We start from the raw sequence: 17,058 nt of genomic DNA, 5'->3' as shown, positions 1-17,058 counted from the left end.
CGCACCCGCCGGGCATCAGGTGGTCGTGCCCGGTGGCAGGTCTTCGTGAAGGCAGAGGTAGTTGCCCTCGGTGTCCTTGAACCAGGCGGCCTTTTCCGAGCCCAGCACGCACACGTGATCGATCGTCTTCAATCCCGGGAAGTCGTAGTTCTCGAAGACCACACCCTTGCGCTGGAGCTCTGCGATGCTGGCGTCGATGTTGGTCACCTGGAAGCTGATCGCGGTGTGGTCGGCCTTGGTTCCTTCAGGCTTGGGAAACAGCGCCAGGGTGCTGCCTCCCACCGCGTAGACAAACTTGCCGTCGGGCTTGAAGCCGCCGGGTTGCAGACCCAGCGAGCCCTCGTAGAAAGCGCGGGCGCGTGCCATGTCGATGACAGGCAGCATGGTCGTGACGGATGCATTGGTCAGCATGTGCAATCCTTTCGCCCAGCTCGGTCACACCGGCTGCAGACAGCAGACCACCGGTTGCTTTGCCGGGTCTGCGAGCATAGGCCGAACGGCTGCGCGTGACCAGTGCCGGCAGCGGCAAGAATGCGGTGATGCCTTCGCCTTGTTCGTTCCCTCGTTCAACGCCTTCTTCTGAAAGTCCGCCCATGATTCGCCGCATGTTCCTGAACCTCCTGTTCCCCGCATGACACCCGAACTCTGGTTGCTGGTGGTTGGCGCGGCCGTGGCCGGTTTTGTGCAGGGGCTCTCGGGCTTCGCCTTCAGCATGGTGGCCATGTCGTTCTGGGTCTGGGGCATCGACCCGCGCGTGGCCGCGGTGCTGGCGGTGTTCGGTTCGCTCACCGGGCAACTCGTGGCGGTGTTCACCACCCGGCGCGGCTTTCGCTGGCCCGCGCTGTGGCCTTTTCTGGCCGGCGGGGCGGTGGGTGTTCCCATCGGCGTCGCCGTGCTGCCGCACCTCAATGCCGATCTCTTCAAGCTGATCCTGGGCGGCGTGCTGGTGGTGTGGTGCCCGGCCATGCTGGTGTCGTCGCGCCTGCCGCGCGTTTCGCGCGGGGGTCGCCTGGCCGATGGCGTGGCCGGCGCGGCGGGCGGCTTCATGGGCGGCATCGGCGGCTTCACCGGCGTGGTGCCCACGCTGTGGTGCACGCTGCGCGGCATGGAGAAAGACCGCCAGCGCGCCATCGTGCAGAACTTCAACCTCGCGGCCCTGTCGTTCACCATGCTCGGCTATGTGGCCACCGGCGCGGTCACGCGCGAGATGTTGCCGCTGCTGCCGGTGGTGGCGGTGGCGCTGCTGGTGCCGGTGATGCTGGGCGCCCGGCTCTACGTGGGGCTGAGCGAGGTGGCGTTTCGCAAGCTGGTGCTGTCGCTGCTGGCGCTCTCGGGCGTGACCATGCTGGTGGCGGCGGTGCCGCGCCTGCTGTCTTAGCCGCCAGTGAAGATCTCGGTGGCCAGCTTCATGAGCGCGAGCACCGGTGCGTCCAGCATGGGCAAGGTGAACGCGATGCCCACCAGACCGGCCGACAGCGTGAGCGGGAAGCCGATGGCAAAGGCGTTCATCTGCGGTGCGATGCGTGAGACGAAGCCCAGCACGATGTTGACGAAAAGCAGCATGCCGATCATGGGCAGGGCGATCCACAGGCCGTAGCGGAACACCACGGCGCCCAGCTCGTGCAACTGCATGCGGTTGATCGAATCGAGCGCGCCGCCGCCCACGGGAAAGGTGTTGAAACTGGCGATCACCGCCTGCAGCAGCATGAGGTGGCCGCCCATGACCACGAACAGCAGCATGGTGGTATTGCCGAAAAACCGGCCTACGGTGCTCGACTGTGCGTTGGTCGAGGGATCGAAGAAGCCGGCGAAGTTCAGGCCCATCTGCAGGCCGATGATCTCGCCGGCCAGCTCCACCGAGGCGAACACGATGCGCACGGCCAGACCGATGGCGATGCCCACCACCACCTGCTGCATGACCACCGAGAACGCCTGCGGATCGTTGATCGCGATCATGGGCTGTCCGGACAGGCCAGCCTGGGCGCACACCGCCACCAGGAAGGCCAGCGCCACACGTGTGCGCAGCGGCACCGAGCGCGAGGAAAAGATGGGCGCGCTGGAGAAGACGGCGAGGATGCGCAGGAAGGGCCAGAACACCGGGGAGACCAGCGCCATCACCTGCGCTTCGGTGAACGTCGGCATGGTCAACCTGCCCGGAGCGAAATGTCCAACCCAGTGGCACCGAGGAACCGGCTTTGCCGGGCCTCAGGTGCCGCCCCCTGGAGGGGGTCGCGCGCAGCGCGGCGGGGGTGTTCCATCTAGATGGCGTAGTTGGGGATCGACAAAATCGTGCTGCGGATGAACTCGACCATGGTGGTCATCATCCAGGGCCCGGCGATGGCGAACACCGCGATGGCCGCGATCAGCTTGGGCACGAAGGCCAGCGTGGCCTCGTGGATCTGCGTGATGGCCTGGAACAGGCTCACCACCAGACCCACTGCCAGCACCGTGGCCAGCACGGGCGCGGCCACCATGAGCAACATGAAGAGCGCGTTCTGCGCCATCGTGAGAGCGGCTTGGGGATCCATGATTCACCTACTGTGCAAACGAAGCAGCGAGAGAGCCAATGAGCAGGTTCCAGCCATCGGCCAACACGAACAGCATCAGCTTGAACGGCAGCGCCACCAGCACTGGCGACAGCATCATCATGCCCAGCGACATCAGCACGCTGGCCACCACCATGTCGATCACCAGGAAGGGGATGAAGATCATGAAACCGATCTGGAACGCGGTCTTGAGTTCGCTGGTGACGAAGGCCGGCACCAGCACCCGAAACGGCGCGTTCTCGGCGGTCACATCGTTTGGCAGCTTCGCCAGCTTGGCGAAGAGCTCAAAGTCGGACTGGCGCGTCTGCTTGAGCATGAAGGCGCGCATGGGGCCCTGGCCGCGCTCCAGCGCCTGGTCAAAGGTGATGGCGTTGCGCGAGTAGGGCTCGTAGGCGTCGGCATACACCTTGTCCAGCGTGGGGCCCATCACGAACAGCGTGAGGAACAGCGAGAGACCCACGATCACCTGGTTCGGCGGGGCCGACTGCGTGCCCAGGGCCTGGCGCAGCAGCGAGAGCACGATCACGATGCGGGTGAAACCCGTCATGAGCAGCAACACGGCCGGCAGGAACGACAGCGCGGTGAAGAACAGCAGGGTCTGGATCGGCACCGAGTAGCTGGTGCTGCCACTGCCCTGGCCGATCATCAGGGGCAGGGACGGTCCGGTGCCTGCCGCCGCCGCGGGCACGGCGGGAATGGGCAGCGCCTGCGCCCACGCACCGGCGGCGCACAGCGCCAGTGCGCCAAAGACAAGACCGCCTTGCAGCCAGTTAACGCGGCGCATGGGGAGCCTTCATGAGTTGGGTCAAACGTGCCGCGAAGCCGGCGGCGGGTGCCGTGGGATCTGCAGGCACCACAGGCAGTTCGGCCGGCAGCGGCATCTGGTGCAGCGCGGTCACGCTGCCCGAGGCCACACCCAGCACCAGGCAGATGCGCTCGGCGCCGTCACCCACCTGCACCGTGACCACGCGTTGCTGTGGTCCCAGCGAGAGACTGGAGAGCACGCGCAACGCCGGGCCGCTGTGGCCGGCGATGCCGGGCAGGCGGCGGCGTGCCCACTTCAGGGCGAAGGCCAGGCCCACCATCAAGGCGAGCAGCAGCAGCGCGGGCATCGCGTTTTGCAACATGGGTGTACTCGGTTGGGACAATCAGGTCCGGCTCACACGCCGCATGCGTTCGGAAGGGGTCACGATGTCGGTCAGGCGGATGCCGAACTTGTCGTTGACCACCACCACCTCGCCCTGGGCGATCAGGTAGCCGTTGACCAGCACGTCCATGGGTTCACCGGCGAGCGCATCGAGCTCGACGATGGAGCCCTGCGCGAGCTGCAGGATGTACTTGATCGGCACGCGCGTGCGACCGAGTTCCACCGAGAGCTGCACCGGGATGTCCAGCACCATCTGGATGTCGTGCATCGGGTTGCCGCTGTTGTTGCCCGTGCCCGCCGGAACGGTCGTGGCGGTGGCGTCGAACACGTGCGGGCCGTCGTTGCCGGCGCTGGTGATCGACTGTTCTTCCAGGGCCTGGGCCCAGTCGTCGGCGATGGAGTCTTGAGAGGTGTCAGTGGACATGGTTTTCTCCGAGCCAGTTCGTATCGATGCCGCGCAGATTGCGCTCCACGCGAAGTGCGTATTTGCCTTTGTGGGTGCCGTATTGGCCTTCAAAGATCGGAACCCCGTCCACATGGGCCTGGATGGTGGGGTTGCGATCCAGTTCGATGAAGTCGCCGATCTGCATGGCCAGCAGCTGCTCCACCGTGGCCTCGGTCTGGGCCAGCTCGGCGACCATGGTCACCTCCGCGGCCTGGATCTCGTGGCTGAGCAGCTTGACCCAGCGACGGTCCACCTCGATGGCGTCGCCCTGCACGCTGGAATACAGCACGTCGCGGATCGGCTCCAGCGTGGCGTAGGGAATGCAGATGTGCAGCGAGCCGGTGATGTCGCCAATCTCCAGCGTGAAGCTGGTGGAGACCACGATCTCGCTGGGGGTGGCGATGGTGGCGAACTGGGGCTGCATTTCCGAGCGCTGGTAGTGCAGCTCGATCGGGTACACGCCGCGCCAGGCCTTCTTGTATTCCTCGGCCACCACGTCCACCAGGCGGTTGATCACGCGCTGCTCGGTGGGCGAGAAGTCGCGGCCTTCGATGCGGGTGTGGAACTTGCCGTTGCCGCCAAAGAGGCTGTCGATCACGCCAAACAGCAAGGTGGGCTCGCACACCACCAGACCGTTGCCGCGCAGGGGGCGGATGGCCATGATGTTGAAGTTGGTCGGCACCACCAGCTCGCGCAGGAACGCGCTGTACTTTTGCACCTGCACCGCGCCCACCGAAATCTCGGGGCTGCGGCGGATGAAGTTGAAGAGGCCCAGGCGCAGGTTGCGCGAGAAACGCTCGTTGACGATCTCCATGGTGGGCATGCGCCCACGCACGATGCGCTCCTGACTTTGCAGGTTGTAGTCGCGCACGCCGCCGCTGGGCGCGTCTTCCTTGGCGAGCTTCTGGCTCTCGCCGGTGACGCCTTCGAGCAGGGCGTCGATCTCTTCCTGGGACAGAAATGCGTCGGCCATGGTGTGTCGTTCCGGTTACTGAACGATGAGACTGGAGAACAGGACGGCCTGCACCGGGTTCGGCGGCGCCTTGGATTTTTTCTTCTTCTTCGGCGCGTCTTCGCCGGCTTCGGCCTCGTGCGCGGCCACGTCGTAGCCCATCTCCTGGGAGATCACCGCGATGATGTCGCTGGCCAGCTTGGCCTTGCCCTGCACCTGCAGCATCTCGTCGGCCGTGCGCTGCGAGATCAGCAGCAGGATGTCGCTGCGGATGCTGGGCATGTAGGTCTTCACATCGGCTTCGGTCTTGGCGTCCTGCAGTTGCAGCGTCAGGCCGAGCTGGATGAACCGTGCGCCGCCCGGGTCGGCCAGGTTGACCACCATGTTCTCCAGCGGCAGGAAGGCCGGGGCATGTTTCGGGTCCTTGGCCTGGTGGGTGACCTCGGGTTCCTCGTCGCCCATGTCCTCGTCGGCCGCGGCGTTCTTCTTCATGACGAACAGGGCAGCGCCGGCACCGATGGCGGCCAGCAACACCACGCCGACGATGATGAACAGCAGTTTCTTGCTTTTCTTCGGCTTCTCGGCGGGAGCAGCGGTGGCGGTGGCGGCAGCAGACATGGGCATCCTTCAAAGAGCCCTCGCTGGGAGGAGGGCGTCACACGCGGAAGACGTGTGGGGTTTGAAGAATTATTGGGCGGGGGGCTTGGCGGTGGTCGCCAGATAAGCGGCTGAAAAGGCGCTTATTCCCGGTTTCGCCTGGGGGGGTCAGCGACCCGCGAAACGGCGGAGTGTGGGGCCGGTGAACCTGTTCAGGCGAACACGTCCAGCGGCTGGCTGCCGTCGGCGCGGGGGCTGGTCTGGGCTTGTCTGGCTGGCGTTGCTGATGATGCGTTGATCGCCTGTGCCACCCCCCGCACACCGTTCTGCCGCGCTGAGCCAGCCTCGCTGCGCGCTCCTGGCTGACCCTGGGCGCCCACCGACACGCCACCCAGCTGAATGCCGCTCCTGCCCAGCAGGTCGCCCAGCGATTCGCCAGCGTTCTCGCGCAGCGAGGCGCGCGCTTCGGCGCTGTCGGTCTTGAACTCCACCTGCACCTCCTGGCCCTTCATGGAGAGCTGGATGTCGATGGCTTGCTCGCCCGCTTCGCCGCCCACTCGCAGGCTGGCGTGGCGCAGGTGCTGGTTGCCCCAGTGGGTCACGGTGGGTTCGTCGCCGGCGTTGGCCTCGGCAAAGGGGTTGTCGGCTTGTCCATCCGACTGGCTGGAGGTGCCGGCGTCCGCGCCGGTGTTGTCCGAACCGGCCGCGCCCTCGCCAGAAACAGCGCCGGGCAGGGCCGTGGTCGCTTCCGGTGCTCGGCCGCCCGCCGAGGTGGTCAGGCCAAAACCTTCGGTGGTGACTTCGCGCTGTTCGGTGGAGGCCAGTGGCACGCCGGGGGCCGCGCCAAAGCGTTCGTCGAGCGCCACGGTGCTGCGCACGGAGGCGGTTTGTGCGGCCTGGTGGGCCGCTTGCTGGATGGCCAGGGTCTCGGTGCTGGCCAGTGAAGCGTGGCGCCACGGCGTGCCCGCCAGGTTGCCGGCCGCCGCGTCGGGCGCGCGCACCGTGGGCACAAAGGCGGAGCCCGGGCGCACGGCGTTGGCCGGCAGGGCTACAGCGCCCTTGGGGGCGAACTCCAGCGGGGTGGACTCCACCGGGGTCATGTCCGAGATGTCGATCTGGCCGTCGGCACGAAGGGTGGCGCTGTCGATGGTGGCGGTGGCGGTGCGGTCGATCGACCAGGCCGCGCCGGGCAAACCGATGTTGTCATCAGCGCCCTGGCCTGCGGCCCGGTGGCCCAGGGCGGCGTCGGCCGCGCCGGGCAGGCCCCAGCCCAGGAGCGCTGCCAGCGGGTTCTCGGTGCTGTCCGGTTCTTCCTTGTCGTTGGTGGCGGTGGCGTCCAGCGTTGTGCCGGGTGCCGTGGCGGCCTCGGGCAGCACCTGGGTGTTGGCCAGCAGGCTGAGCAGGCTGGCAAAGATGTCGCCGCCCTCGGGCTTGTGGTCCTGCGCGCGCGCGCCGGCCTGGGCCGGCTTGGCGCTGGCTTCCACGGGCCTGGGTGCGCTGGAAGTAGCGGTGGTGGTGCTCATGTGCGCATGCCTTCCTGTTGTGCCCGCGCCAGACTCTGGCGCAGGTGGATGGCCAGAGCCATCTCGTCGGTGTTTTTCTGGTCCTGGCGCTGCACGCGGTGTTGCACCGCGAGCTGTTTGCGTTCGGTGAACTTGCGCAGGCCGGCCACGTCGCGTTCGCACACGTGCACCTGCCCCTGGGCGTGCTCGATGAGACCCGCACGCTCGCGCAGCACGCCGCGCTGGAAGTCCAGCGCGTGGTCGATCTTGGCCATGAACTGGCGGTGGTGCATCAGCAGCGCGGTGTCGATGCCGGCCGCGGCGCGCATGGCCCAGCGTTGCTCGGCCTCCTGTGCGTAGGCCTGCAGCTGGTCCATCTGGTCCTGCGCCTGTTGCAGTTCGCGCTGCATCTGGCCCAGCGCACCCAGCGCCTCGTCGCGGCGCTTCTCGGCGATTTCAACGACCTTGTTGAGCGTCTGGATCGTGGTCATGCCTGCTTGCCTTCATAGGGGTTGTGGTGGGGGCGGGACTGGCGCTGCGGGTTGCCCGGCCGGTCTTCCTGCAGCGCGCCCTGCAACTGCTGCAGGCTCTCGGGCAGGGTGGCCGCTTCGTTCATGTCCTGCATCAGGAAGCGCTGCAATGCCGGATACAACACGATGGAGCGGTCGGTCTCGGGGTCGCTGCCCGGCACATAGGCGCCGAGCTGGATCAGGTCGCGGCTCTTGATGTAGCGCGAATACGCACCGCGGAACTTGCGCGCCAGCTCCAGGTGCACGGCACCCGCCACGTTGTGCATCACGCGCGAGGCCGAGGCCTCCACGTCGATGGCCGGAAAGTGGCCCGACTCGGCCAGCGAGCGCGAGAGCACGATGTGCCCGTCCAGGATGGCGCGCGCCGCATCCGCGATCGGGTCCTGCTGGTCATCACCCTCGGAGAGCACGGTGTAGAAGGCGGTGATCGAGCCCACGCCGTTGAGGCCGTTGCCGCTGCGCTCCACCAGCTGCGGCAGCTTGGCGAAACACGACGGTGGGTAGCCCTTGGTGGCGGGCGGCTCGCCAATGGCGAGCGCGATCTCGCGCTGTGCCATGGCGTAGCGGGTGAGCGAGTCCATGAGCAGCAGCACATCGAGCCCGTCGTCGCGGAAGCGCTCGGCAATCGCCGTGGCGTAGGCAGCGCCCTGCATGCGCACCAGCGGTGGCGCGTCGGCCGGAGCCGCCACCACCACCGAGCGCTTGCGGCCCTCCACACCCAGGATGTCTTCAATGAATTCCTTCACCTCGCGGCCGCGCTCGCCGATCAGGCCGACCACGATCACGTCGGCCTTGGTGTAGCGCGCCATCATGCCCAGCAGCACGCTCTTGCCCACGCCGGAGCCGGCGAACAGGCCGATGCGCTGGCCACGGCCCACGGTGAGCAAGGCGTTGATCGCGCGCACCCCGGTGTCCAGCGGCGTGCGCACCGGGTCGCGGTCCATCGCGTTGAGTGGCGCGCGGTCCATCGGCTCGATGTCCACGTTGGTGATCGGACCCTGGTGGTCCATCGGGTTGCCGTGCGAGTCGACCACACGGCCGAGCAGGCCCTTGCCCAGCGGCAGGCGCAGCGTGCCACGGTCGTCGGGCGAAGGGGGCTTGTTGGCGTGGCCCACGCGCGGCACCGTGCGGTAGGGCGCCAGCGGGGTCACGCTCGCGCCGCTGGACAGGCCATGCGTGTCGCCCGCGGGCATGAGGAAGGCGCGGTCGTTTGAAAAGCCCACCACCTCGGCCAGCACCGGCGCCTTGCTGCCGTTGCTGATCAGGCACTGCGAGCCCACCGGCACCTTCAGGCCCACGGCCTCCAGCACCAGACCGGCCAGGCGGGTGAGTGTGCCGCGCACCTCCAGCGGGGTCTCCACGCTGGCGTTGACGCGCACGTCGTCCATGAAGTTGCCCCAGCGGCTCTCGGTGCCAAAGGTGCTGTCAGACATCGGTATTTCCCGGGTTCCAGGCCATGTTCATGCCGAGGTTGCCCACGGCGCGCGACCATCGCTTTTCGATCGTGGCGTCCACCGCCGAGGTGCTCGACTCGATCAGGCAGCCACCGGGGCTGATCTGGGCGTCGGCCACGAACTCGGGCAGCGGGCTGTTGAGCGTCTCCTGCAGCACGCCCTTCATGAGCGCGAGGTCGCCCGGGTTCATGCGCACGGTGGCGGGCAGGCCGTCGTCAACCAGTTGCGACAAGGCCTCCGCGATCACCGGTTTGAGGTGCTGTGGGTCGATGGCGATGGTCTGGCGCACCACCTGGCGGGCCAGGTCACAGGCCAGTTCCAGGATGTGGCGCGAGATCTTCTCCTCGCTTTTGTGCAGGTGGTCCTTGGTGTTGTGCAGCAGCTGCGCCATGCGCACGGCGGTCTCTTCGGCGGTCTTGCGCACCGTGGCTTCGAGGGCATCGCGCACCTCCTGGCCGCCGGCATCGTGACCCCGGGCAAAGCCCTCGGCATGGGCTTGCTGGCGCGCTTCCAGCAGGGCTTCGCTGGTCACGCTTTCGGTGTTGTCGGCGCCGGGCTGCTGCAGGTTGTCCTCGCTGCCGTCCACCGCCGAGAAGTGCCAGGCGGCCACGCCTTCGATTTCCTCGCGCGGAATGAAGCGCGAGTGCGGGCTGGACTTCGGCGTGGGCTTAAACGAAGGCTTCATCTTCGCCTCCGCCACCGATCATGATCTGGCCTTCGTCGGACAGGCGGCGCACGACCTTCAGGATTTCCTTCTGCTGCGTCTCCACCTCCGAGAGCCGGATCGGGCCGCGCGACTCCAGGTCTTCGCGCAAGGCTTCGGCCGCGCGCGTGGACATGTTGGCCAGCACCAGTTCGCGCAGTTCGTTGGTGGCGCCCTTGAGCGCGACCACCAGCGAGTCGGTGGCCACTTCCTTGAGCACCATCTGCACCGCCTTGCCGTCGAGCTTGAGCAAGTCCTCGAACACGAACATCTTGTCCATGATCTTCTGCGCCAGTTCGGCGTCGAATTCGCGGATCGAATCGATCACCGAGGTCTCGATCTGCGTGCCCATCATGTTGATGATCTCGGCGGCGGTCTTCACGCCGCCCATGGAGGTCTTGCGGATCTTGTCGCCACCGGCGAGCACCTTGAACAGCACCTCGTTGAGGTCTTTCAGGGCCGTGGGCTGGATGCCTTCGAGCGTGGCGATGCGCAGCATCACTTCGTTGCGGGTGCGCTCGGTGAAGTTCTTGAGCACGCCGGCGGTCTGGTCGGATTCGAGGTGCACCAGGATGGCGGCCACGATCTGCGGGTGTTCGTTGCGCAGCAGTTCGGCAATGGACGCCGGGTCCATCCACTTCAGGCTCTCGATGCCCGAAACGTCGCCGCCCTGCAGGATGCGGTCGATCAGCAGCGAGGCCTTGTCGTCGCCCAGTGCCCGCTTGAGCACGGCGCGCACGTAGTTGTCGGTGTCGGACACCAGCAGGCTCTGCGAGGAGGCCGCGCCGGTGAACTTCTGCATCACCTGGTCCACGCGTTCGTGCGAGACCGAGCGTGTCTTGGCGATGGTCTCGCCGAGCTTCTGCACTTCCTTGGGGCTGAGGTGCTTGAACACCTCGGCCGCCTCTTCCTCGCCAATGGACATGAGAAAGATCGCGGCGTCCTGGATTCCCTGGTCTTCCATGTTCTTGTTCCTTGTCTATGCGCAGCAGAAAAATGAAGTCGGAGCGATGTGCCCCACACCAGGGGCACCACGGCACCGGCTTTGCCGGACCGTAGGTGCCGCCCCCTTGAGGGGGTCGAGCGAAGCGAGGCGGGGGTGTTTCATGGTTCTAGGCGGGCGATTCGCCGTTCACCCAACCTTTGACGATGTTGGCGACGGCCATGGGGTTCTCCAGCGCCAGGCGCTTGGCGTCGCTGATGCGCTGGCTCTCCGGTGTCGGCTCGTTGCTCGGCATCGGCAGGCCAGGGCGCTCGGGCGCCTCGTTGAGCATGGCGTTGAGGGGTTGCAGTTCGGTCTGGTCGCGGCGCACCGGGGACTTGATCAGCTTGAGGCCGGGGCGCACCATGCCCATGAGCACCAGCAGACCCAGGCCCACCATGCCGATCGGCCACGCCAGACCGCGCAGGAATTCCTGGTTGTCGGCCTGCTGCCACCAGGCGGGTTCCGCCACTTCGCTGGTCTTCTCTACATTGAAGGGTGCGTTGACCACGTTGACCGAATCGCCCCGTTCCTTGCTGAAACCGATGGTCTCGCGCACCAGGGCGGTCATCTGCTCCAGCTGCGCGGCAGGGATGGCCACGGTGGTCTCCTTGCCGGCCTTGTCGGTCGTGGTGCGGTGGTTGATCACCACGGCGGCGCTCAGGCGCTTGATCTGGCCGCTGGACTCGCGCACCACCTTCACCGTCTTGTCCACTTCGTAGTTCACCACCGACTCGCGGCGCATGGTGCCGGGTTTGTCGGCGCCGCCCTGAGCGTTCACGCCCACCGGAGCTGCCGCGCCGTTGACAGGCGCGGTGCCGGTGACGGGGGGCTGGTTGCTCACCGCGCCGGGCACGCCCGAGGGGGTGGCGCTGGCGGCGGCGCCGTCCACCACGGTCTGCTGGCTGCGCACCGCGCTGGTGTCGGGGCTCTGGTTGGGCTTGTGCTCTTCGCTGGTGGACTCGACCATGGAGAAGTCCACGTCGGCGCTGACCTGGGCCTTCACATTGTTGCGGCCCACCAGGGGCTCCAGCATCTCCATGATGCGGCGCGTGTAGAGCTGTTCGATCTGCTGGGTGTACTGCAGCTTCTGCGTGTCGGCGCCCTGGGCTTGCGCGTCGGCCGGGGCCGAGAGCAGGCTGCCGGCGTCGTCCACCACGCTCACCGCCTTGGGGTTCATCTCCGGCACGCTGGAGGCCACCAGGTGCACGATGCCGGCCACCTGGGCGCGGTCGAGCGTGCGGCCGGGGTGCAGCGTGAGCAGCACCGAGGCGCTGGGTTTCTGCTGTTCGCGAAAGAAGCCGTTCTGGTTGGGCAGGGCCAGGTGGATGCGCGCGCTCTGCACCGAGGAGAGCGACTGGATCGAGCGGGTGAGTTCGCCTTCGAGGCCGCGCTGGAAGGTCAGGCGTTCCTGGAACTGGGTCATGCCGAAGCGGTTGGACTCCATCTGCTCGAAGCCGGTGACCGAGCCTTTGGGCAGACCTTGCGAGGCCAGGCGCAGACGCGTGTCGTGAACCTTGTCGGCCGGCACCAGGATGGCCTGGCCACCCTCGGCGTGTTTGTAGGGCACGTTCATCTGCGAGAGCTGGGCTACCACGGCGCCGCCGTCCTTGTCGCCCAGATTGGCGTAGAGCACGCGGTACTCGGGCTGGCGGCCCATGAAGAAGAAGGCCAGGGCGATCGCCAGCAGGGCGAAGGCACCCAGACCGAGCTTGATCTTCTGGGCTTGGTCCATGCGCGAGAGGCCTTCGCCGAAAGCGCTGCGGCTCGCGGGCTGGAGTTCTATCGGTGCCAGGGTGGTGCTCATGGGTGCAGGGCTCGGGTAGAGGGTCTGTTTCGGGACGAAGAACATCCCGTTGCAACCGATTATTCGGCCCCACCCCCTGCGCCATAGCCTTGATAAGGCCGTGCTTTGTGCCCTTATTCCCGCCGCGTGCGCGCCGCTCGCCGCCTAGCATCGACGCATCCCATTTTGTGGAAGGAATCTGCCATGGACATGCGCATCTCCCCTATGACCAGCCAGGCGCTGACCGGCGTTGGCCAGACCAACCTGAAACGCCCCGGCGGCGTGGGCGGCGTCGAGGGTGGCTTTGCCGCCAACTTCAAGGACGCGCTCAAGAGTGTGAGCGCCTCACAGGACGAGGCCTCGCGCCTGCAGACCCAGGTGCAGCTGGGCAACCCCAAGGTGAGCCTGGAAGAAACCATGCTGGCCATGCAGAAGGCCCAGGTCGGGTTTCAGGCGACTCTTCACGTGCGCAACCGCATGGTCCAAGCCTACACAGACATCATGAACATGGGGGTTTAGAAGCCCCCCCTGCGCCGCTCACGCGGCTTCCCCCCGTTGGGGGGACGATGCCTGCGGCCTGGCAAAGCCAGTTCCGCGGCATCTCTGGGTTCGGGCATTTCGCGCCGGACCCATTTTTCCTTCCCCGTTCTCCTGTCGTTTTCAATGCATCGGCTGGGGCTGATTTCTGTCGATGAGTTGCGCCAGGTCGTTCAACCACGGCTCGGCCAGGTTGCGGATCTCGGCATCCGTGCGCAGGATGCGCTGCATGATCTTGGTCTTTTCCTTGCGGTCTTCGGGCGCCAGCTCGTCGGTTTTCGACTTGTAGCGCAGCTGCGCGATCAGCACCGCACAGGCGCCTTCCAGGCGCACCACCTGGTCCCAGTTTTCGGTCTTGGCCGCGTCGAGCATCTGGCTGCTCGTGCGCTCGATCGCTTTGTAGTAGTCCAGCAAGGTGTGCTCCATGTCAGGCCCCTTGGCCCGTGGCGGGCGCAGCGGCGGCGGTGCTGCGGATCTGCTTCCACGAATCGGCCAGCGGCTCGATCAGGCCGATCACTTCGGTCACCAGCGCGCGGTCGTTGCGCAGGTTGGCCAGGGTCAGGCGCTGCACGGCGTAGCTGTACAGACCACTCAGGTTCTTGGCCAGGTCACCGCCTTGGGCCATGTTCAAACCGCCCTTGAGGCCTTCTTCGAGGATGCGCACGGCCTTGCCGACGGCCATGCCCTTGGCTTCGATCTCGCCACGCTCCATGGCGCCGCGTGCGGCGTTGAGCGACTGGATGAGGCCGTCAAACAGCATGCCCACCAGCTGGTGCGGGTCGGCGGTGGTCACGCCGGTGTCGGCGGAAACCCGTTTGTAGGCGGAGGCGGCTCGTGAATTCACAGAGGTAAACATGGCTTCGGTTCCTTGTGGCTGATACCTTTCAGTATCGGCACGCACCGTGGGGACTGTAGGCGCCTTGGCGGGGAAATGGGGGGTGAATTTCATGTTGTCGTGTTCCATCGTGTAACCAGACACCAGGCGTGAAAAACCCGACCGTGCAGGGGGTGCGCAGGGTCGGGTTGGCGAGGTCCTGATCGGGCTTTATCCGGAGCTTTTGTTCCACATCGTCACCTGCTGGTTCACGAAGGCGCCCAGGCCGCTCAAGCGTCCCACGGCGGCGTCCATGGCGTTGTATTGCGCCAGGTAGCGGACCTCGGCCCGGGCGGCGCGATCGTTCACGCGGTCCTGTTCCTTGCCATTTCGGGTCACCGCCTGCTTCAACGAGTCGGTTCTGGCGTTCAGCGTACCGGCTGTGCCCGCAATACCGTCCGCGAACGCCTTGACCTTCAAGCCAAATCCCACGGTCGTTGCATCGCCATCTTCAGACGTGAACAGGTTGCGAACCGCCGAAAGATTCTCCATGGCAGCGGTGAGTTTGTCGGCCTTGACCTCCAGCGTGCCGTTCTGCGCCGCGACGATACCGATGTCGGCCAGCCTGGTGAAAGAGCCGTTGCCGGTGACGGAGCGCATCATGCCGCGCAGGGCGTTCTGCAGGCCAACGGCGGTGCTGTCGCCCTGCAGGGATCCCGCCGTCTTCGTGGTTTCGTTGTAGGCCGTGGCCGTGGTCAGCAAGGTGCTGATGCTGTTGTAAGCATCGACGAAAGCCTGGATGTTCTTTTTCATGCCTTCGGTGTCGGCGCTGATGTTGATGTCCACCGCAGCCGTTGTGGGCTTCTTGAGCGTGAGCGTCAACCCGGGCACGGTGTTCGAGAGCTGGTTGGTGGAACTCTCGAGATCCACGCCATCGATCGAAAACTTCGCGTTGGCCGCAGGCTGGGCCTGGGTCATGCCGCCCAGGGCCCCGCCGCCGAAAGCCAGTTTCTGCAAGCCGTCTGCGTTCCCGCCCGTGACCGCCACGGTGAAGGTGTTGGCCGCGCCGGTTTCCTTGCCACGCATGACGATGCGTTCGCCGGAAGCATCTTTGAGAACGGTTGCGGTCACTCCAACGTCGCTGCTGTTGATCTTCGCGGCAATCGCCGCAGGGCTGTCCTCACCCGCCAGGATCTCGACGTCCTTGATCGCTCCACCCGCGACCGAAAAACTCAGCGTGCCGGTACCGAGTCCGCTGGCCGTGTTGAGCACACCGCTGGCTGCAGACTGCGAGGAAGCCAGCGAAGCCACCGACAGCGAGAACCGCCCGGCCGTTGCCGTGGAGGTCGCTGAAACCGCCACCTCTGCAGCATTGCTGGAGGTGGCGTTGAAGCCGCTCCAGTTTTTGGGATCGCCCAGCTTGGCAGCCAGCGTGCCCAGGTTGTCGATGCTGGACTTGATCGTGCTGAGGATGGAAATCTTCGACTGGAAGCTGGTCGCCTGTCGCTGCAAGGGCTGCAGCGGAGCACGCTCCAGAGCAACCAGCTGCGACACGATGCTTTTGACGTCGATGCCGCTGGCAAGACCGGGAGAGGTGATGGAGGCCATGGATTTCCTTCTCGGGATATGCAGGGAGCACGAACACTTTCATGCACCCTGGATATCCCGCAAGCGCCGAAGCAGCGGGGCGGTTTTCACCACCACCGCCGCCCCGGTTGCCGCACCCGAAGGTGCGGCTCTTGCGGTCAAGCGATCAACGCAGCAGGGACAGAACGCCCTGGGGTGCCTGGTTGGCCTGGGCCACCATGGCGGTACCAGCCTGTTGCAGGATCTGTGCGCGCGACAGGTTGGACGTTTCCTTGGCGAAGTCGGCGTCCACGATACGGCCGCGGGCGGCAGAGATGTTTTCCGACTGGATCTGGATGTTGCTCACGGCGTTCTCGAAACGGCTCTGCAGGGCGCCCAGGTTGGCGCGCGAGCTGTTGATCGCGTCGAGTGCGCTGTCGATCTGCGTCAGCGCGGCGGTGGCGCCAGCGGTGGACGACACGTCCAGCACGTCCAGGGCGCCGGTGGTGCCGGCGGTGGAGGTCAGGCCCGTGGCGGCGTCGATGCCGGTCAGGGTGCCGTCGTCAGCGCCGCCGACGGTGAAGGAGCCGTCCCAGGTGCCTTCTTCGGTGGCGGTGAAGTCGATCGAATCGGTGGTCGAGTTGTAGGCTGCGTTCACACCGGTTTCGCCGGACTTGGCGTTGATGGCGCTGACCACCTGGTTGATGCGGTTGGCGGCGCTGCCCGAGGCGGGAATGATGCCGATGTCCACGGCAACACCGCTCTTGCCGGTGATCGTCAGGTCACCGATGGCGGTGGCCGTGCCGAAGGCGGTGGCGGCAGCTGCTGCGCCCGTTGCCGAAGCAGCACCGGTGTCGGCGTTGCCCAGCGAGGTCAGGTTGGCATCGGCGATCGAAGCCACGTTGATCGACTCGCCAGCGTTGGCGCCGACCTGGAAGGTCTGGTTGGTGAAGCCGCCGTTGAGCAGCTTGGTGCCGTTGAACTGGGTGGTGTCGGCAACACGCTGGATCTCTTGCTTGAGCTGGCTCACTTCGGCCTGCAGGGCGGTGCGGTCGGTGTCGCTGTTGGTGGCGTTGGCCGACTGCACAGCCAGTTCACGCATGCGCTGCAGCATGTCGCCGACTTTGCCGAGCGAACCTTCAGCGGTCTGCGCCAGCGAGATGCCGTCGTTGGCATTGCGGGCTGCCACGTTCAGGCCGCGAACCTGGGCGCTCATGCGCTCCGAGATCGCCAGGCCAGCAGCGTCGTCCTTGGCGCTGTTGACACGCAGACCCGAGGACAGGCGCTGCATGGAAGTGGCCAGTGCGCCTGCCGAAGAGGACAGGTTGCGCTGGGCGGTCATCGACATCACGTTCGTATTGATGGTGGTCATAACTAACTCCTAAAGGATGGATAAAAAGTAATCCGGCATTGCTGCCAATCTCAACGCCAGCCAGAAGGCTGGCCGCCATGACCGGAGCTGGCTGCACGCGCCGGATGGACCCCAGGTCTCTTCCA

Annotated in this window: 20 protein-coding genes; 2 read left to right on the top strand and 18 right to left on the bottom strand. The window is 66.1% G+C overall.

From position 1 onward, the window contains the following. Positions 1-15 precede the first annotated feature (15 nt). Positions 16-411, bottom strand: a complete 396-nt coding sequence (locus F9Z44_RS17425; RefSeq protein ID WP_159607977.1) for a VOC family protein — start codon at positions 409-411, stop codon at positions 16-18. Between the two features lie 220 nt (positions 412-631). On the opposite strand from F9Z44_RS17425, the gene F9Z44_RS17420 reads away from it, so the two are divergent. Further along, on the top strand, positions 632-1,378 hold the full coding sequence (locus F9Z44_RS17420) for a sulfite exporter TauE/SafE family protein (RefSeq protein ID WP_159607976.1): 747 nt from the start codon (positions 632-634) through the stop codon (positions 1,376-1,378). Here the strand turns inward: F9Z44_RS17420 and fliR are convergent. The 13 genes from fliR to fliF all read right to left on the bottom strand — a co-directional run bounded on the left by fliR (position 1,375) and on the right by fliF (position 12,665). Beyond that, a complete protein-coding gene (gene fliR / locus F9Z44_RS17415) occupies positions 1,375-2,142 on the bottom strand; it encodes a flagellar biosynthetic protein FliR (RefSeq protein ID WP_159607975.1) in 768 nt (255 codons plus the stop codon). The genes F9Z44_RS17420 and fliR overlap by 4 nt on opposite strands. Before the next feature lie 116 nt (positions 2,143-2,258). After that, complete coding sequence (fliQ, locus tag F9Z44_RS17410; protein WP_056268638.1) at positions 2,259-2,528, bottom strand: flagellar biosynthesis protein FliQ; 270 nt, start codon at positions 2,526-2,528, stop codon at positions 2,259-2,261. 7 nt (positions 2,529-2,535) lie between these two features. After that, positions 2,536-3,330 (bottom strand): flagellar type III secretion system pore protein FliP, encoded by a 795-nt coding sequence (gene fliP / locus F9Z44_RS17405; protein WP_159607974.1) that lies wholly within the window; start codon positions 3,328-3,330, stop codon positions 2,536-2,538. Continuing rightward, positions 3,317-3,673 (bottom strand): FliO/MopB family protein, encoded by a 357-nt coding sequence (locus tag F9Z44_RS17400; protein WP_159607973.1) that lies wholly within the window; start codon positions 3,671-3,673, stop codon positions 3,317-3,319. The genes fliP and F9Z44_RS17400 overlap by 14 nt, the downstream gene beginning before the upstream one ends. A 21-nt stretch (positions 3,674-3,694) precedes the next feature. Continuing rightward, positions 3,695-4,117 carry a flagellar motor switch protein FliN gene (fliN, locus tag F9Z44_RS17395; protein WP_159607972.1) on the bottom strand — a complete coding sequence of 141 codons (423 nt, stop codon included), beginning with the start codon at positions 4,115-4,117 and terminating at the stop codon, positions 3,695-3,697. Then, a complete protein-coding gene (gene fliM, locus F9Z44_RS17390; protein ID WP_159607971.1) occupies positions 4,107-5,111 on the bottom strand; it encodes a flagellar motor switch protein FliM in 1,005 nt (334 codons plus the stop codon). The genes fliN and fliM overlap by 11 nt, the downstream gene beginning before the upstream one ends. A gap of 15 nt (positions 5,112-5,126) precedes the next feature. Further along, positions 5,127-5,708, bottom strand: coding sequence for a flagellar basal body-associated FliL family protein (locus F9Z44_RS17385; protein WP_159607970.1), 582 nt, complete (start codon positions 5,706-5,708; stop codon positions 5,127-5,129). Positions 5,709-5,899: 191 nt separating this feature from the next. After that, positions 5,900-7,210, bottom strand: a complete 1,311-nt coding sequence (locus F9Z44_RS17380) for a flagellar hook-length control protein FliK (RefSeq protein WP_159607969.1) — start codon at positions 7,208-7,210, stop codon at positions 5,900-5,902. Next, complete coding sequence (fliJ, locus tag F9Z44_RS17375) at positions 7,207-7,680, bottom strand: flagellar export protein FliJ (RefSeq protein ID WP_159607968.1); 474 nt, start codon at positions 7,678-7,680, stop codon at positions 7,207-7,209. The genes F9Z44_RS17380 and fliJ overlap by 4 nt, the downstream gene beginning before the upstream one ends. Further along, positions 7,677-9,152, bottom strand: a complete 1,476-nt coding sequence (gene fliI / locus F9Z44_RS17370) for a flagellar protein export ATPase FliI (RefSeq protein WP_159607967.1) — start codon at positions 9,150-9,152, stop codon at positions 7,677-7,679. The genes fliJ and fliI overlap by 4 nt, the downstream gene beginning before the upstream one ends. Continuing rightward, positions 9,145-9,858: a FliH/SctL family protein gene (locus F9Z44_RS17365; RefSeq protein WP_159607966.1), complete on the bottom strand. Its 714-nt coding sequence runs from the start codon at positions 9,856-9,858 to the stop codon at positions 9,145-9,147. The genes fliI and F9Z44_RS17365 overlap by 8 nt, the downstream gene beginning before the upstream one ends. Then, complete coding sequence (gene fliG, locus F9Z44_RS17360) at positions 9,842-10,840, bottom strand: flagellar motor switch protein FliG (protein ID WP_159607965.1); 999 nt, start codon at positions 10,838-10,840, stop codon at positions 9,842-9,844. Before fliG ends, F9Z44_RS17365 begins: the two co-directional genes overlap by 17 nt. Positions 10,841-10,988: 148 nt before the next feature. Further along, positions 10,989-12,665 (bottom strand): flagellar basal-body MS-ring/collar protein FliF, encoded by a 1,677-nt coding sequence (fliF, locus tag F9Z44_RS17355; RefSeq protein ID WP_159607964.1) that lies wholly within the window; start codon positions 12,663-12,665, stop codon positions 10,989-10,991. A 183-nt stretch (positions 12,666-12,848) separates the two neighbouring features. Here fliF and fliE point away from each other — a divergent pair, with 183 nt between their 5' ends. Continuing rightward, positions 12,849-13,163, top strand: coding sequence for a flagellar hook-basal body complex protein FliE (gene fliE / locus F9Z44_RS17350; protein ID WP_159607963.1), 315 nt, complete (start codon positions 12,849-12,851; stop codon positions 13,161-13,163). 141 nt (positions 13,164-13,304) lie between these two features. Here fliE and F9Z44_RS17345 read toward each other — a convergent pair whose 3' ends face one another. From F9Z44_RS17345 to F9Z44_RS17330, 4 genes are all read right to left on the bottom strand, one after another. Beyond that, positions 13,305-13,607 (bottom strand): flagellar protein FliT, encoded by a 303-nt coding sequence (locus F9Z44_RS17345; protein ID WP_159607962.1) that lies wholly within the window; start codon positions 13,605-13,607, stop codon positions 13,305-13,307. Between the two features lies 1 nt (position 13,608). Then, positions 13,609-14,037, bottom strand: a complete 429-nt coding sequence (gene fliS, locus F9Z44_RS17340) for a flagellar export chaperone FliS (RefSeq protein WP_159607961.1) — start codon at positions 14,035-14,037, stop codon at positions 13,609-13,611. Positions 14,038-14,226: 189 nt separating this feature from the next. Then, on the bottom strand, positions 14,227-15,603 hold the full coding sequence (gene fliD / locus F9Z44_RS17335) for a flagellar filament capping protein FliD (protein ID WP_159607960.1): 1,377 nt from the start codon (positions 15,601-15,603) through the stop codon (positions 14,227-14,229). Positions 15,604-15,748: 145 nt separating this feature from the next. Further along, positions 15,749-16,933, bottom strand: coding sequence for a flagellin (locus F9Z44_RS17330; protein WP_159607959.1), 1,185 nt, complete (start codon positions 16,931-16,933; stop codon positions 15,749-15,751). Between the last annotated feature and the right edge of the window lie 125 nt (positions 16,934-17,058).

This window comes from Hydrogenophaga sp. PBL-H3, assembly GCF_010104355.1.
GTDB lineage: Bacteria > Pseudomonadota > Gammaproteobacteria > Burkholderiales > Burkholderiaceae_C > Hydrogenophaga.
Note: the sequence above shows the minus strand (reverse complement) of the source record. Positions and strands in the feature narration are given on the sequence as shown.